Origin of the sequence: Acidovorax sp. NCPPB 3576 (assembly GCF_028473605.1) — a bacterium.
Lineage (GTDB): Bacteria > Pseudomonadota > Gammaproteobacteria > Burkholderiales > Burkholderiaceae_C > Paracidovorax.
Window position 1 is genome coordinate 3,865,069 of the sequence record NZ_CP097267.1, and the last position, 15,849, is coordinate 3,880,917.

Here is a 15,849-nt window from a genome sequence, read left to right on the forward strand (position 1 = left end):
AAAAAATGGAGAGCGGGGAGCGGCCCACGACGCAGCGGTTTCGCCGTGGGATCGGGCGACCGAGGGCCACAGACCCCCGATGCGCACGGAATCAACGCTTGCGGTATGCGTCCACGATGGCCTTGCCGTCTGCACCCGCTGCCTTCACCCACTCATCGGTCATCGTGCTCCCGATCGTGGCGAACTCAGCTTTCAATGCAGCCGATGGCTCGGCAATTTCCATACCCTTGGAGGCCATCTCTTTGAGGTACGCCTTATCCAGGCGCTCACTGGTCTCCCAGCCACGCTTTTCTGCAGCAGCGGCGGCTTTCAAGACCGCGTCCTGCGTGGCCTTGTCCAAGCTGTCAAAAGCCTTCTGGTTCACCACCGTGGCATTGCGAGGCAACCAGGCATTGACCGTGTAGAAGTACTTGACTTGCTCGTACAGCTTGCTTTCCACACCACTCGCAGACGACGTGAGGAAATTGTTAACCGTGTTCGTGGCCAATGCCTGGCCCAACTCAGACAGCTGGATCGTGACGGGTTGCGCCTTGAGCAACTGGGCAATGCGGGTCGAGGCCGGGTTGTACGCGCGCATCTTGGTACCGACAAAGTCTGCTGGTGCCTGAATGGGCTTGTTTGAATACAGCGACTGACCGGGCCACGCTACGCTGAACAGCAGCTTCATGCCCTGGGAAGCCAACAGCTTTTCCTGGGCAGGCTTTGCCGCTTGGTACAGGCGCCAGGAGTCGGCATACGAGGTTGCCAAAAAGGGCACCGAGTCCACGCCATACAGCGGATTTTCATTGGCGGCACCCGACAAGATGAACTCTGCCGACGGCACCTGCCCGGTTTGCACCGCTCGCTTGATCTCATTGGCCTTGTAAAGCGAACCACCGGGGTGCAGTGTGATCTTCAGCTTGCCACCGGTCATCTCATCGACTTCTTTGGCGAACTGCTGGTTGTTCTGCGTCTGGAAAGTGTTGGTGGCATACCCGGTAGGCAGATCCCATTTCACTTGTGCATGGGCGACTCCGGCGACGACGAGAGCAAGCGACAAAAGGCTGCGTTTCATGAAAAATAACTCCTAAAGAAACTCACAAAAACCAGGGGTGGGTACGTCAGCGCAAGCCCGACATCTCCGAGACAACATCGAACCGAGCTTTCAAGCCAGAGCTCCAACCTATGCCTGAGCCAAGGCAATCCAGTTAAGCAGAATGCATGCCATCGTTCTTCAATCCTGAAATGATCGCCACCCCAAAGAAATTACATTGTTGAACAATAAATACGCCTAATGCGACTGGTAGTTACCCTCGGCAAGCGCCATCTCAGTGCGTTTTTTGCGCCAGTGCGGTGCGCGGGCCTGCGGCGCACAAGGCCACAGATACACTTCAGCAGCCCACCGCGCCCACCTACGCACCCATGACCTGCCCGCCCGACGCTCCGCTCAGCCTCTCCGACCGCATCGCTGAACAGATGCGGCAGAAGATCGTGCAAGGGGAATTCGCGCCGGGGCAGCGGCTGTCAGAGGCGGCTCTGAGCGAACACCTCCAGATTTCCCGCAATACGCTGCGAGAGGTGTTTCGCCTGCTGACCAAGGAAGGTCTGCTGCAGCACGAGCCCAACCGCGGCGTTTCGGTGGCGGTGCCCGGCATTGCGTCGATCATCGACATCTACCGGGTGCGCCGGCTCATCGAATGCCAGGCCCTCGCCCAGGCTTACCCTCGCCATCCGGCCAAGAAGCACCTACGCCACGCCGTCGACACGGCGCTGCGCTGCCGCGAGGCCGGCGACTGGCAGGGCGTTGGCACGGCCAACATGGAGTTCCACATGGCCATCGTCGAGCTGGCCGACAGCGAGCGGCTCAACGTAATGTTTTCGCACATCCTGGCCGAACTGCGTCTGGCCTTCGGCCTGCTGAACGACCTGGAGTTCCTGCATGCCCCCTATCTGGACATGAACGTGAAGATCGTCGAGCTGTTCGAGACCGGCAAGCTGCCCGAAGCCTCCTCCGAACTGCACGAATACTTGGTGCATTCCGAACGCATCCTGCTGGGCGTGTACGCGCGCCGGCTCTCGGATGCCGGCCAGTTGCGGTAGGCGCAGCGGCGAAGCCCCCTTACCATCCACCGACCCCTTTCGCCCCAATACACCATGACCTCCACCGAAACCTCCGTCATCTACGGCACAGAAGACCTGCTGATCAGCCTCTGCAACTCAGTGACCCGCGTGCTCAGCGTGGCCACGCAGAGCCCCATCCACTACTCCGGCATGGTGCAGCGCATCACCAAGACCTGCCTGCGCCCCGACATCGGCTGCTTCGTGCTGTTCGACGGCGGGTTCTCGGGCCTGGTGATCATCAATTTCTCGAAAGAGGCGGCGATGGAGCTGTACCAGAGCTACCTGCTGAGCATGGGCATGTCCAAGGACGACCTGGCCAGTTCCTACACCTCGGACGAGGTGTCGAACGTGATGGGCGAGCTGATGAACCAGGTGGTGGGCGACTTCACCGGCAAGGTGCGCCGCGAGTTGCAGACCCACATCACGCAGAACCAGCCCAAGATGCTCGCGCTGAACAAGCAGGTGATGCTGAGCGTGGACGCCAACCTGGACAAGCCCGAGGCACGCCGCGTGACCTTCTACACGGCCAGCAACCACATCTTCTACCTGGAGCTGGCGATCGACCGCACCGAGTTCATCAAGCTCGTCGATTTCGAGCCGCAGGAAGCCCCCGATCCCGACGCGCTGATCGCCCAGGCGGGCGAGCCCAAGGCCGCGGCCCCGGTGCCGGCGGCCGCCTCGTCCAGCGACACGGACGACCTGCTCAAATCGCTGGGCATGTGATGGCGGGCTGACGCAAGCGGGCGGCGGGCCCGCTGCGCACGGGCTTGAAGGCCTGGAAATGCCCCCGCCGGATGCCCCACTGCAATCGCTATTAAATTAATAGCAAACCGCCCTGGTGTTGATTGCGGTGGCGGCCTTTTTGGCTTGAACCCGCCAGAACGTTGCGCGCCGGCATCACCCGGTTCGCGCCGACCGTGACCGCGCCCGGCAGCCGGCGCACAATGCGCCGACCTTTCACTGCCGCCGCTTCGCAATGACCTCCCTCCCGGTGCCCGGACACGCGCCTGCCGCCCGCGGCTTCACCGCCCGATCCGCCCTGATGATCGCCGCACTGGGCGTGGTGTTCGGCGACATCGGCACCTCGCCGCTATACGCCTTCAAGGAATGCCTGAACCCCGAGCACGGTGTGGCGCTGGACCGCGCCGCGGTGCTGGGCCTGCTGTCGCTGGTGCTGTGGGGGCTGATGCTGGTCGTCACCCTCAAATACGTGGTGTTCGTGCTGCGCGCCGACCACGACGGCGAAGGCGGCATTCTCGCGCTGCAGGGGCTGGCCACACAGGCGCTGGAGCGCGGCGGCGCCCACCCCTGGGCCTGGAAGGCGGTGGCCGGCCTGGGCCTGGTCGGCGCGGCCATGTTCTATGGCGACAGCCTCATCACGCCGGCCATCTCGGTGCTGTCGGCGGTCGAGGGGCTGGAGGTCGCCACGCCCGTGTTCAAGCCCTACGTGGTGCCGATCACGCTGCTGGTGCTGATCGGCCTGTTCCTGGTGCAACGCAAGGGCACCGAATCGGTGGGCCGCGTGTTCGGGCCGGTGATGGTGCTGTGGTTCGGCGTGCTGGCGGTGTCGGGCGTGTACCAGATCGTGCAGAACCCGCACGTGCTGGAGGCGATCGATCCGCGCTGGGCGGTGCAGTTCCTGGCCACGCACCCGGCGCAGTCGCTGGCGGTGCTGGGCGCGGTGTTCCTCGCGTTCACGGGCGGCGAGGCGCTGTATGCCGACATGGGCCACTTCGGCGCGGCGCCCATCCGGCTGGCGTGGCTGTTCATCGCCCTGCCGGCGCTGGTGCTGAACTACTTCGGCCAGGGCGCGCTGGTGCTGGCCAACCCCGCGGCCATCGACAACCCGTTCTTCCGGCTGTTTCCCGCATGGGCCACCGTGCCCGTGGTGGTGCTGGCCGCCTGCGCCACCGTCATCGCCTCGCAGGCCGTGATCTCGGGCGCGTTCTCCATGACGGCGCATGCCATCCGCATGGGCTACCTGCCGCGCATGCGCATCGTGCAGACGTCCGGCGCGGCCATCGGCCAGGTCTATCTGCCGACGATGAACTGGCTGCTGATGGCTGGCGTGCTGCTGCTGGTACTGGCCTTTCGCAGCTCCAGCGCGCTGTCGGCCGCCTACGGCATCGCGGTGTCGCTCACCATGCTCACCACCACCTTGCTGGCCGGCGTGGTCGCTCTGCGGCTGTGGCGCTGGAACCCGCTGGCCGTGGGCCTGGGCGTGGGCTGTTTCGCGCTGGTGGACCTGACCTTCATCGTCGCCAACACCCTGAAGATCGCCGACGGCGGGTGGCTCACCCTGGCCGTGGCGGCGCTCGTCATGTTCGTCTTCACCACCTGGGCCAAGGGCCGGCGCGTGGCCGAACACGCCGCCGCGCAGGAGCGCATGCCGCTCGCGCCCTTCATCGAAGCGCTGGCGCAAGGCATGCCGCACCGCGTGCGCGGCACCGCCGTGTTCATGACCGCCGACGCCGACAGCGTGCCGCACGCGCTGCTGCACAACCTCAAGCACAACCAGGTGCTGCACGAACGCGTGGTGGTGCTGGCCGTGCGCACCCGCCCGGTGCCCCGCGTGCCGGCCGCCGAGCGCCTGCATGCCGAAGAACTGGGCCACGGCGTGTGGTGCGTGACCGCCAGCCACGGCTTCATGGAACTGCCGGACGTGCCCGAATACCTGCGCCTGCTGGCCTACCAGAAGGGCCTGAGCATCGAATCGATGTGCACTTCGTACTTCACCTCGCGCGCCTCGCTGGGCACGGGCCGGCTCGAAGGGCTGGGCGCGCTGCGCAAGGCGGTGTTCGGGTCGCTGCAGCGCAACGCGGCGCGCGCGTCCGACTATTTCCGGCTGACGGACAACCGCCTGATCGAGATCGGCCGCCGTGCGAGTTGACGGGCGGATCCCCCCCACGCTGCGCCCCGCACTGCGCAGCGTGGCGCGCACCGCGTGTCTGGCAGCCGCATGCATGGCGGCCTTCGCCGCGCCGGCCGCCCACGCGGCCACCGACACCGATCCCGACACGCCCCTGCCCTTCAAGCTGACCACCGGCCTCTACCAGGTGTCCGGCGGCGGCCTGCCCTCGGGCCCCGGGCTGGACGTGAACCTGCGCTACACCCGGGGCGACGACCACTGGTGGATCGGCGCGTTCCGCTCGCCCGCACTCGACTTTTCCATGCCGCGCGCGGGCTGGGACAGCACCGTGGCCTTGGGCGACTGGCGGGTGCTGCCCTCGGTGCAGATCGCCTCGGGCGGCTTCGTCGGCGGCAGCCTGGCCGTGGAGACCGGCACCACCTGGGTGGTGGGCGCGGGCCTGGGGCGCACCAACCTGCGCAACTACGCCAACCTGAACTTCGACCCCAACGATGCCTATAGCGTGTACGGCAGCCACCGCTTTGGCGGCGGCGACACCCTGGCGCTGCAGCTGGTGCGCGACAACCGGCAAAACCCCGACCAGCAGAACGTGCACCTCGTGTGGCGCAGCCCGCAGCCCGGGGGCCAGCGGCTCACGGTGGATCTGCTGGCCAAGCAGGGCACGGTGGACGGCCGTTTCATCCGCCGCGCGGGCCTGTCGGTGGGCTACGACTGGCCCGAATGGTTCGTGCGCGCCGCATGGGACCCGCAGGTGAACTTCACGCCGCAGAACATGCTGCGGGTGTCCACCGGGTTCAGGTTCTGATGCGGCCCTGTCGGACCCGGGCCGCTGAGCGCGCAGACCGCCGTGGCCCCGGACCCCGCCCGTTCGCCGCCCAATCGGCGCCGCCTCGCATCAAAAACTGATCTGGCAGCCCGTGGCCTTGGCGGCCGTTGTCAGCCTCTCCCGGTCTTGGGGCGACAGCGCGGAACACCACCGCAGGGACAAGGTCCGAAGGGTTCCATGACCGATCAAATCGACCAGGGAATCGACGACCACCGGCTCCATCGCCGCCACCTGGCGAATCTGCCGCCCATCGGCGGTCTCTCGCAGGGTGCTGGGGCCGGGTGCTTTTTCCAGCGTGATGGTGCGGTCCAGGCTCAGGTCGCGCAATTGGTGCATGGCTGCGAGATTCCGATAGGCCTCGCCGCCGCCTCCGTTCATGAACTCGGCCCGATGCAGGTGCAGCGTTTGCAGCCGGGGAAGCTTCGACAAGCCCTGGAAGTCGTCGGACAGAGTGAACGCATGTCCGCCGTTGAAGCTCAGGTACTGCAGAGCCCCCGCGTTTTCAAAAAGTTTTCGCGAGTCCCACGAGGCGGGGAATGTCATGCCCGAGAACTCCAGCTTTTCCAGCGGCCGGCTGCCCAGCGCTTCGATGTCCGCCAAGGTCAGCGAGCCCTTCAGGCAGACGTCGGTCGCGGTGGCCGGCAAGTCACGGAACCCGACCGGCGTCGGCTTGGGCGTGAACACCTTGAACTCCTGGTTCAACCTGGCGGGCAGCAAGGGATGTTTCCACTGGGTTTCCCCGGTCCAGCGGAACTGGCGCGCATCGCGCAGCTTCGACAGGCTCGCGGGCGTCATGCGGCCGTCCGCTCCCTTCACCATCACCTGCTCATCCTTGGCCTCCGATGCGCCCGCGGCGGAGGGCTCGCCAGCCGTCCGGCGTGAAGACAGCCCCGAAGGGGCCTGCAAGGTGCTGCGGGTGCCTTGGGCCGATGAGGGCTGTGGTGCAGTGCCTGCATGAAACGTTGGCGCGCGACGCGATGAAGCGGGAATGCCGCCGCTGGTGGGCTGTGTGCCGGACATGTTCTTCCTTTCGAATGCGTTGGGGTCACCTCGCATGGAGTGCACGCCCTTCCCTGGCGCTTCCCGGCACCGCGGTCGTGCGAACGAGCGCCATGCCGGTTGCACCCATCGACGGGAACCCGAAGAGGCCACGATAGCCAGGTCACAGCGCCATCCACTGCGCCGCCCGAAGACGCATGGCGCATTGCGAAAATGATGGCGGCATCCTCGTCGCGCCATCCCGCAGCGAATGCAGCAACGCACGACCGCGCAACACCCGCCAGCCAGCGCGCAGGAGGCAACGGCGAAAGGCGTGCGCTCAGCCCTCGAACTGCGGGTGCGTCTGCCGGATGCGCGCCATGGCGATGCCGGCCGCCGCCGTGCGCGTTTCCACGCCCAGCTTCACGTACACGCGCTCCAGGTGCTTCTTGACCGTGGCGGGGCTGGCGCCCAGGATGTCGCCGATGTCGCGGTTGGTCTTGCCCTTGACGAGCCAGTACAGCACCTCGGCCTCGCGGGCGGTGAGCTTGAACGACAGGCCCATGGCTTCGATGACGGCGGCGTCGGACACCTCGCGCATCACGATCAGCCAGTCGCCGCCGCCCTCGCTGTCGCCAGTCTGCTGGTGCAGGCTGAACGACAGGCGGCGCGCGCCCTGCTCCACCACCAGGCGCGGCGGCTCCAGTTGCTGCGCGGCCAGTTCGGCCACGCAGGGCAGTTGCGCCTGCAGCCATTGGGTGACGGGCGCGGGGGCGTAGGCCGGCAGGGGCACCGGGACATCCGCCGCACCCGCCCCGCTGGCTGCCGCGCCGCCACCGAAGTAGCCGTGCAGCAACTCGCGCGCCAGCGCCGTCTGCCACATGAGCCGGCCGTCGCTGGCGCGCACGGTGATGCTGGCATAGCCGAAGGCGTCGAGCGCGTTGCGCGCCTGGCCGGCCTGGCGGATCTCCTGGCGCGCGCGGCGCGCGCCCTGCAGGTGCACGTTCATGCGCGCCAGCACCTCCTTGGGCTTGATGGGCTTGGTCACGTAGTCCACGCCGCCAGCGTCCAGCGCGGCGACCAGGTGCTCGGTCTCGGTGAGGCCGGTCATGAAGATGATGGGGATGTGCGCGGTGGCCGGCAGGCCTTTCAGCCGCCGCGCGACCTCGAAGCCGTCCATGCCCGGCATCATCGCGTCGAGCAGCACCACGTCGGGCAGCGCCTGCGCCGCGCGCGACAGCGCGGTCTCGCCGCTGGTGGCCACCAGCACGGTGTAGCCGGATTCGTCGAGCGCGTCGTGCAGCACGGCCAGGTTGTCGGGCACGTCGTCCACGATCAGCACCACATCGGCGCGGGTGCGGTCGAGCGCGTGCGCGGTGGCATCAAGGGGCAGCGCGTCGGTGGGGAGCATGGCGTTCGCGATCATGGGATAGGGGATGGGGGCTCGGCAGCCTCGGCCACCATGCGGGCGATGGCCTCGAACTGGAACTGCCGCGCATGGGCACGCGCCTCGCCCACCCAGGCCGCGCATTCGGGCTGGGCGGCCTCGATGGCGCCCAACTGGTTGAGCACGCCGCGGTAGTAGCCCAGCTCGACGGCCTCGGACAGCGCCGGCAGGCGGGAGGGATCGGGCGGCACCTTGGGGGCTGCAGCCTGGGGAGGATCAAGGCGCACGCCCCCGCCAACCGAAGCCTGCGGCGACGGCAAGGCAGCGTGTGGGGCGGGCGATGCATCCTCGATCCAGACGAGGGCCAGGCGCCGCTCCAGCCAGTCCAGCAGTTCGCTGTGGCGCACGGGCTTGACGATGAAGTCTTCGGGGCGGATGCCCCCATCGTTCTCCAGCCCCTTGTCGAAGGCGTTGGCGGAGACCACGGCGATGTGCGCGGGCGGCTGCGCGCCTTGCACGGCGGCTTCGAGCTGGCGCAGGCGGCGGATCGTTTCCCAGCCGTCGATGCCCGGCATGGCGAGGTCCATGAACACCGCATCGGGCCGATAGCCGGCCGCGATCAGGTCCAGCGCATCGTGCCCGCTGGCCGCGGTGCGCAGGGTGAAGCCCAGCGGCGCGAGCAGTTGCACCAGCAGTTCACGGTCGGCCTCTTCGTTGTCCACCACCAGCAGGCGGCGGCGCGGGCCGGCGTAGCCCCGGCGCGGCGGGCGCAGGCGGGCCGGGGCCATCGCCTCGCCCACGGCACCCGGGTGCACCTCGGGCAAAAAGAGGCGGATGCGGAACAGCGCGCCCGCGCCGGGTGTGCTGGTCACCGTCATCTCGCCGCCCATCAGCTCGGTGAGCATCTTGGCGATGGTGAGCCCCAGGCCCGCGCCGGGCGCGCCGCCCTGGCTGCTGGCCGCACCACGCGCGAAGGGCTCGAAGATGCTGTCGCGCTCGGCCTCGGTCAGGCCCGGGCCGCTGTCCTCGATCTCGATCAGGGCCAGCTCGCGCGCATGCCGCACTGCCAGCCGCACATGACCGCTGGCGGTGAACTTGATGGCGTTGCCGATGAGGTTGATGAGGATCTGGCGCACGCGCCTGTCGTCGCCGCGCACCCACTCGGGCAAGGTGCCCTGCGGATCGAAGCGGAACGCGAGCCCCTTGGCGCGCGCCTGCGGCTCGAACATGTCGCACATCTCGTGCAGGCAGTCGGCAAAGCGCATGGGGCGCACCTGCAGCGTGAGCTTGCCGCTTTCGATGCGGGCGATGTCCAGCGTGCCTTCGATGAGGGACAGCAGGTGCTCGCCGCCGCGGCGGATCACGCTCACGGCCTGCTGGCGGTGCGGCGGCACGGCGGCGTCCTCGCCCATGAGCTGGGCATAGCCCAGGATGCTGTTGAGCGGCGTGCGCAGCTCGTGGCTGATGGCGCTGATGTAGCGGCTCTTGGCCTGGTTGGCCTGGTCGGCCAGCAGCCGGGCGCCCTCGGCCTCCTCGCGTGCTTCCTCGGCCACGCCGCGCGCCTGCTCGGCCTGCGAGCGTGCGTGCTCGGCGATATGGCGGGCCTCCTGCAGGGCCTGGTCGGTCTGGCGGTGCAGGTGGATCTCGCGCTGCAGCAGGTGGGTCTGGCGGTTGGATTCCTCTTGCGCGACCTTGCGGCTCTTGTGCGCCAGCACCAGCCACCACGCCACGATGCCCGAGATGACCAGCAGCGCCAGATAGGCCTTGAGCAGCCCCGAGCGCAGCGCGGCATGCGTTCCCGGCACGGCGGCGGCGCCCGGGCCGCTGTCGGGCACCAGCGGGGTGAGCGTCTGCAGCTCCTGGTGGTAGAACAGCCCGAACACCGCCGCCAGCAGCGGGGCGATCACCAGCATCAGCAGCAGGAAGTGGCCCAGGCCGGTGTCGAGCATGCGCCACACGCGCCGCGGCAGCACCCAGCGCAGGGCCGCGCTCCACTGCACAGCCAGGTGCGCGTGGGGCTTGCACATGTCGCCGCAGCGCGCGTCCAGCGTGCAGCACAGCGAGCAGATGGTGCCGCGGTAGGCGGGGCACTGGGCCATGTCGGGCGACTCGTATTCGCGCTCGCACACCACGCAGCGCTGCACCGCCCAGGCCCCGGGCGTGCCCACGGCCGCCGCCTGCTCGCCCGCGGGCCGGGCCAGGTAGTAGCGCCCGCGCGTGGCCCAGGCGATGAGCGGCGCGGCGACGAAGGCCGTCACCATGGCGATCACGGCCGAGAAGGCCTGCGCCAGCGGCCCGAACAGCCCCAGGTGCGCCACGATGGACAGCCCCGAGGCCAGCGCCATGGCCCCCACGCCCACCGGGTTGATGTCGTACAGGTGCGCGCGCTTGAACTCGATGCCCCGGGGCGACAGGCCCAGCGGCTTGTTCACCACCAGGTCGGCCACCACGGCCATCATCCAGGCGATGGCCAAGTTGGAATACAGCCCCAGCACCTGCCCCAGCGCCTTGAACACGTTCATCTCCATGAGCATGAACGCGATGAGCGTGTTGAACACCACCCACACCACCCGTCCCGGGTGGCTGTGGGTCAGGCGCGAGAAGAAGTTGCTCCAGGCCAGCGAGCCGGCATAGGCGTTGGTCACGTTGATCTTGATCTGCGAGACCACCACGAACAGCGCCGTGGCCGCCACCGCCCAGCCGTAGTGCGGGAACACGTATTCGTACGCCGCCAGGTACATCTGGTTCGGGTCCACCGCGCGCTCCACCGGCACCATGTGGCTGATCGCCAGGTACGCCAGCAGCGCGCCGCCCAGCATCTTGACCACGCCCAGCACCACCCAGCCCGGCCCGCCGGCCAACACCCCGAGCCACCAGCGCCAGCGGTTGGCCGGCGTGCGCGCGGGCATGAAGCGCAGGTAGTCGGCCTGCTCGCCCATCTGGGTGATGAGGGCGATGCCCACGGTGAGCGCCGCACCAAACAAGGGCAGATTGAACGTGGAGATGGCGCCGGATTCCCCGCCGTAGTGCATGACACCCGCGAATGCACCAGGATCGCGCACCACCACGTACACGAACGGCACCACCAGCATCACCAGCCACAGCGGCTGCGTCCACACCTGCAGCCGGCTGATGGCCGACACCCCGTGCGTGACCAGCGGGATCACCGCCAGCGCGCAGATGAGGTAGCCCCAGCGCGGCGGGATGTCCAGCGCCAGCTCCAGCGCATAGGCCATCACGGCGGCCTCCAGCGCGAAGAAGATGAAGGTGAAGGTGGCGTAGATCAGCGAGGTGATGGTCGAGCCGATGTAGCCGAAGCCCGCCCCGCGCGTGAGCAGGTCCATGTCCACGCCATAACGCGCGGCGTACACGCTGATCGGCAGGCCCGCCAGGAAGATGATGAGCCCCGTGGCCACGATGGCCCAGAAGGCGTTCAAAAAGCCGTACTGCACCAGCAGCGTGGCGCCCACCGCCTCCAGCACCAGGAACGACGCCGCGCCGAACGCCGTGTTGGCCACCCGCCATTCGGACCAGCGCCGAAAGCGCTGCGGCGTGAAGCGCAGCGCGTAGTCCTCCATCGTCTCGGTGGCGACCCAGCTGTTGTAGTCGCGGCGCACCTTCACCACCTGCTGCGGCACGTCGGCAAGATGGCCGGCAGGTGCTTGCGACGAAGGGGCCGGGGAAGGGGCCGAGTCAGGGGCTGTGGGGGCGGTGGAGGGGCTGGCGGGCGTCATGGGGGCAGGGGCACGGGGTGCAGGTTCCATGCCACGCGGGGGCCACCACCGCCATCCGGCGTATGGACGGGCATGGCGATTGCTGACTACCATGCGGCATTCCTTCCCCCTTTGCCCTCCCACCGCCCGCTGCGCCATGGAACTCACCCCCCGCGAAAAAGACAAGCTCCTGATCTTCACCGCCGCGCTGCTCGCCGAGCGGCGCCGCGCGCGCGGACTCAAGCTCAACTACCCCGAATCCATGGCCCTCATCAGCGCCGCCGTGATGGAGGGCGCGCGCGACGGCAAGACCGTCGCCCAGCTCATGAGCGAGGGCCGCACGGTGCTCACGCGGGCCGACGTGATGGAAGGCGTGCCCGAGATGATTCCCGACATCCAGGTGGAGGCCACCTTCCCCGACGGCACCAAGCTGGTCACCGTGCACCAGCCCATCGTGTAACGGGTTTTTGAATCAAATCCCTTCCACGCCCTAGTACCTATTGCCCTTGATGCTATGAAAAAAGAAGCAAAACCCCGATCCTTCCTCTGTGCCGCCGCGCTGCTGCTGTTGCCCGCCCTCGCCTTCGCCCACCCGGGCCATGGCGCCGAGGACGCGCTGCATGCCGACGCCGGCTTCCTCGACGGGCTGGTCCACCCCTTCACCGGCCTGGACCACCTGGCCGCCATGCTGGCCGTGGGCGTGTGGAGCGCACTGGCCGTGCGGCCCGTGTGGCTGGCGCCCGCCGCCTTCGTGGCGCTGCTGGTGGCGGGGGCCACGGCCGGCTTCCTGGGCGTGGCGGTGCCGGCGGTGGAGCCGATGATCGCCGCCTCTCTGCTGGTGCTGGGCCTGCTGGTCGCCTGGCGCCGCCATCTGCCGATGGCCCTGGCCGCGGGGCTGGCCGGTGCGTTCGCGTTCTTCCACGGCGCGGCGCACGGCACCGAACTGGGCGGCAGCGGCCAATGGATGGCCCTGGCCGGCATGGTGATCGCCACCGCCGCGCTGCACGCCGCCGGCATCGCCCTGGGCCATGCCGTGGTGGCGCGCCACCGCTGGCTGGCCGTGGCGGCGGGCGCCTCGACCGCGCTGCTGGGCGCCACGCTGCTCGTGCGCATGGCCTGAGCGGCCCGAACCCGCTGCACCATCCGAACTGCGAGCCCACCCATGATCCCTGGCGAACTCCTCATCGACGACGGTGAGCACGCGCTCAACACCGGCCGCCGCACCCTCACCCTGGTGGTGCGCAACACCGCCGACCGGCCGATCCAGGTCGGCTCGCACTACCACTTCGCCGAGACCAACGGCGCGCTCGGCTTCGACCGCGACGCCGCGCGCGGCATGCGGCTGAACATCGCCAGCGGCACGGCCGTGCGCTTCGAGCCCGGCCAGCAGCGCACGGTGGAGCTGGTGGACTACGCGGGCGAGCGCACCGTGTACGGCTTTCGGGGCCTCACGCAGGGGCCGCTGGGCGATGCGTCACCGCCCGCCGCCGCGCCTTGATCTGTTGAACGGATCCCGATCCCTTTTCGAACCGCCCGAGAGCTGGAGAGCATTCCCATGGCCACTGTGTCCAAACGCGCCTATGCCGAGATGTTCGGCCCCACCGTCGGCGACCGCGTGCGCCTGGCCGACACCGGGCTCATCGCCGAGGTGGAGCAGGACTACACGCTGCGCGCCGGCGCCTATGGCGAAGAGGTGAAGTTCGGCGGCGGCAAGACCATCCGCGACGGCATGGCGCAGGGCCAGCGCACGCGCGACGGCCAGGGTACCGGCCCCACGGCCGGGGGCGCCATGGACACGGTGCTGACCAACGCGCTCATCCTGGACCACTGGGGCATCGTCAAGGCCGACATCGGCCTCAAGGGCGGGCGCATCGCAGCCATCGGCAAGGCCGGCAACCCCGACACGCAGCCCGGCGTGGACATCGTCATCGGCCCCGGCACCGAGATCATCAGCTGCGAAGGCAACATCGTCACCGCGGGCGGCATCGACAGCCACATCCACTTCATCTGCCCGCAGCAGATCGAAGAGGCCCTGGCCTCCGGCGTGACCACCATGCTGGGCGGCGGCACCGGCCCGGCCACCGGCACGCTGGCCACCACCTGCACCTCGGGGCCCTGGAACATCGAGCGCATGCTGCAGGCGGCCGACGCCTTCCCGATGAACCTCGGCTTTCTGGGCAAGGGCAACGCCAGCCTGCCCGACGCGCTGCACGAGCAGATCGACGCGGGCGTGATCGGCCTCAAGCTGCACGAGGACTGGGGCACCACGCCCGCGGCCATCAGCAACTGCCTGGACGTGGCCGACGCCACCGACACGCAGGTCGCCATCCATTCCGACACGCTCAACGAGAGCGGCTTCGTCGAGAACACCATCGCCGCCGTGGCGGGCCGCGGCATCTGTGCCTTCCACACCGAAGGCGCGGGCGGCGGGCATGCGCCCGACATCCTGCGCGTGGTGGGCGAGGCGAACTTTCTGCCGTCCTCCACCAACCCCACCATGCCCTACACGGTGAACACGCTGGACGAGCATGTGGACATGCTCATGGTGTGCCACCACCTGGACGCCTCCATCGCCGAAGACCTGGCCTTTGCGGAAAGCCGCATCCGCAAGGAAACCATCGCGGCCGAAGACGTGCTGCACGACCTGGGCGCCATCAGCATGATGAGCAGCGACAGCCAGGCCATGGGCCGCGTGGGCGAGGTCATCCTGCGCACTTGGCAGACCGCCCACAAGATGAAGGCCCAGCGCGGCACGCTGGACGGCGACACCGCGCGCAGCGACAACACGCGCATCAAGCGCTACGTGGCCAAGTACACCATCAACCCCGCCATCGCCCACGGCATCAGCCACGAGGTCGGCAGCCTGGAGGTGGGCAAGTGGGCCGACATCGTGATCTGGAAGCCCGCCTTCTTCGGCGTCAAGCCCGCCATGATCCTGAAGGGCGGCTTCATCGCCATGGCCGCCATGGGCGACCCCAACGCCTCCATCCCCACGCCGCAGCCCGTGCACTACCGGCCCATGTTCGGCGCCTTCGGCGGCGCGCTGGCCCGCACCTCGCTCACCTTCGTGTCGCAGGCCGGACTGGCCGCGGGCATCGGCGAGCGCTTCGGCCTGGCCAAGCCGCTCAGCGCCGTGCGCGGCGTGCGCGGCGTGCGCAAGCAGCACATGGTGCACAACCACTACACGCCGCGCATGGAGATCGACGCGCAGACCTACACCGTGCGCGCCGACGGCCAGCTGCTCACCTGCGAGCCCGCGACCGTGCTGCCCATGGCGCAGCGCTACTTTCTGTTCTGATCGCACGCATGCTTCAAGTCTCCAAACTCATCGCCCAGGGCAAGGGCCTCGCGCCCGTGCTCGTCAAGCGCGCCGCCACCCTCGAACTCGACTGGGACACGCGCCAGAAAAGCCGCTTCGCCGCCACCGACTCCACCGGGCGGGAACTGGGCATCTTCCTGCCCCGCGGCACCGCCGTGCGCGGCGGCGACGTGCTGGTGGCCGAGGACGGCGCCCTGGTCCGCGTGATCGCCGCGCCCCAGGCGGTGCTGCGCATCACCCATTGCACCCACCACGGCACCGCCTTCGACCTGACCCGCGCCGCCTACCACCTGGGCAACCGGCACGTGCCCATCGAACTCACGCCTACCCACCTGCAGATCGAGCCCGACCACGTGCTGGCCGACATGCTGCGCGCCATGCACCTCATCGTGAACGCGATCGATGCCCCCTTCGAGCCCGAGGGCGGCGCCTATGCGGCGGGCGGGCACCATGGGCACGGGCATCACGGCCATGACCACGGTCACGAACATGGCCAAGACCATGCAGCCCACTCGCACGAGGCCACCGACCCCGCGCACGGCGATGGGCATGACCACGGGCACGGCCATGCAAGCCATGGCCACGATCAGGGCGATGCGCACGCCCATGACCATGCGAAGTGCGATCACCCGCACCACAACCATTGATTGACGCCGG

Annotated in this window: 13 protein-coding genes; 9 read left to right on the plus strand and 4 right to left on the minus strand. The window is 68.5% G+C overall.

Annotated features, from left to right (window positions below; all coding sequences use genetic code 11):
- Positions 1 to 91 precede the first annotated feature (91 nt).
- A complete protein-coding gene (locus tag M5C98_RS17755; RefSeq protein WP_272548781.1) occupies positions 92 to 1,054 on the minus strand; it encodes a TRAP transporter substrate-binding protein in 963 nt (320 codons plus the stop codon).
- Positions 1,055 to 1,401: 347 nt separating this feature from the next.
- Here M5C98_RS17755 and M5C98_RS17760 point away from each other — a divergent pair, with 347 nt between their 5' ends.
- From M5C98_RS17760 to M5C98_RS17775, 4 genes are all read left to right on the plus strand, one after another.
- On the plus strand, positions 1,402 to 2,079 hold the full coding sequence (locus tag M5C98_RS17760) for a GntR family transcriptional regulator (protein WP_272548782.1): 678 nt from the start codon (positions 1,402 to 1,404) through the stop codon (positions 2,077 to 2,079).
- 54 nt (positions 2,080 to 2,133) lie between these two features.
- The gene (locus tag M5C98_RS17765; RefSeq protein ID WP_272548783.1) at positions 2,134 to 2,823 is read left to right on the plus strand and encodes a DUF3334 family protein; all 690 of its coding nucleotides are present in this window, start codon (positions 2,134 to 2,136) and stop codon (positions 2,821 to 2,823) included.
- A 253-nt stretch (positions 2,824 to 3,076) separates the two neighbouring features.
- The gene (locus M5C98_RS17770; RefSeq protein WP_442867198.1) at positions 3,077 to 4,990 is read left to right on the plus strand and encodes a potassium transporter Kup; all 1,914 of its coding nucleotides are present in this window, start codon (positions 3,077 to 3,079) and stop codon (positions 4,988 to 4,990) included.
- Between the two features lie 73 nt (positions 4,991 to 5,063).
- Entirely contained in the window at positions 5,064 to 5,774 is a 711-nt protein-coding gene (locus tag M5C98_RS17775; RefSeq protein ID WP_272548784.1) for a hypothetical protein, read from the plus strand.
- Positions 5,775 to 5,864: 90 nt separating this feature from the next.
- Here M5C98_RS17775 and M5C98_RS17780 read toward each other — a convergent pair whose 3' ends face one another.
- The 3 genes from M5C98_RS17780 to M5C98_RS17790 form a co-directional block, all read right to left on the minus strand.
- Positions 5,865 to 6,701: a hypothetical protein gene (locus M5C98_RS17780; RefSeq protein WP_272548785.1), complete on the minus strand. Its 837-nt coding sequence runs from the start codon at positions 6,699 to 6,701 to the stop codon at positions 5,865 to 5,867.
- A gap of 412 nt (positions 6,702 to 7,113) precedes the next feature.
- Positions 7,114 to 8,184 (minus strand): response regulator transcription factor, encoded by a 1,071-nt coding sequence (locus M5C98_RS17785; protein WP_272548786.1) that lies wholly within the window; start codon positions 8,182 to 8,184, stop codon positions 7,114 to 7,116.
- 11 nt (positions 8,185 to 8,195) lie between these two features.
- The gene (locus M5C98_RS17790) at positions 8,196 to 11,894 is read right to left on the minus strand and encodes an ATP-binding protein (RefSeq protein WP_272548787.1); all 3,699 of its coding nucleotides are present in this window, start codon (positions 11,892 to 11,894) and stop codon (positions 8,196 to 8,198) included.
- 136 nt (positions 11,895 to 12,030) lie between these two features.
- Here M5C98_RS17790 and M5C98_RS17795 point away from each other — a divergent pair, with 136 nt between their 5' ends.
- From M5C98_RS17795 to ureE, 5 genes are read left to right on the plus strand one after another with little or no spacing between them, the layout of a single operon-like run.
- Positions 12,031 to 12,333, plus strand: a complete 303-nt coding sequence (locus M5C98_RS17795) for an urease subunit gamma (RefSeq protein WP_092745910.1) — start codon at positions 12,031 to 12,033, stop codon at positions 12,331 to 12,333.
- Positions 12,334 to 12,387: 54 nt separating this feature from the next.
- On the plus strand, positions 12,388 to 12,993 hold the full coding sequence (locus M5C98_RS17800) for a HupE/UreJ family protein (RefSeq protein ID WP_272548788.1): 606 nt from the start codon (positions 12,388 to 12,390) through the stop codon (positions 12,991 to 12,993).
- Between the two features lie 42 nt (positions 12,994 to 13,035).
- Positions 13,036 to 13,371, plus strand: a complete 336-nt coding sequence (locus M5C98_RS17805) for an urease subunit beta (protein ID WP_272548789.1) — start codon at positions 13,036 to 13,038, stop codon at positions 13,369 to 13,371.
- 57 nt (positions 13,372 to 13,428) lie between these two features.
- Positions 13,429 to 15,171: an urease subunit alpha gene (ureC, locus tag M5C98_RS17810; protein WP_272548790.1), complete on the plus strand. Its 1,743-nt coding sequence runs from the start codon at positions 13,429 to 13,431 to the stop codon at positions 15,169 to 15,171.
- 8 nt (positions 15,172 to 15,179) lie between these two features.
- The gene (gene ureE / locus M5C98_RS17815; protein WP_272548791.1) at positions 15,180 to 15,839 is read left to right on the plus strand and encodes an urease accessory protein UreE; all 660 of its coding nucleotides are present in this window, start codon (positions 15,180 to 15,182) and stop codon (positions 15,837 to 15,839) included.
- The last annotated feature ends 10 nt before the right edge of the window (positions 15,840 to 15,849 follow it).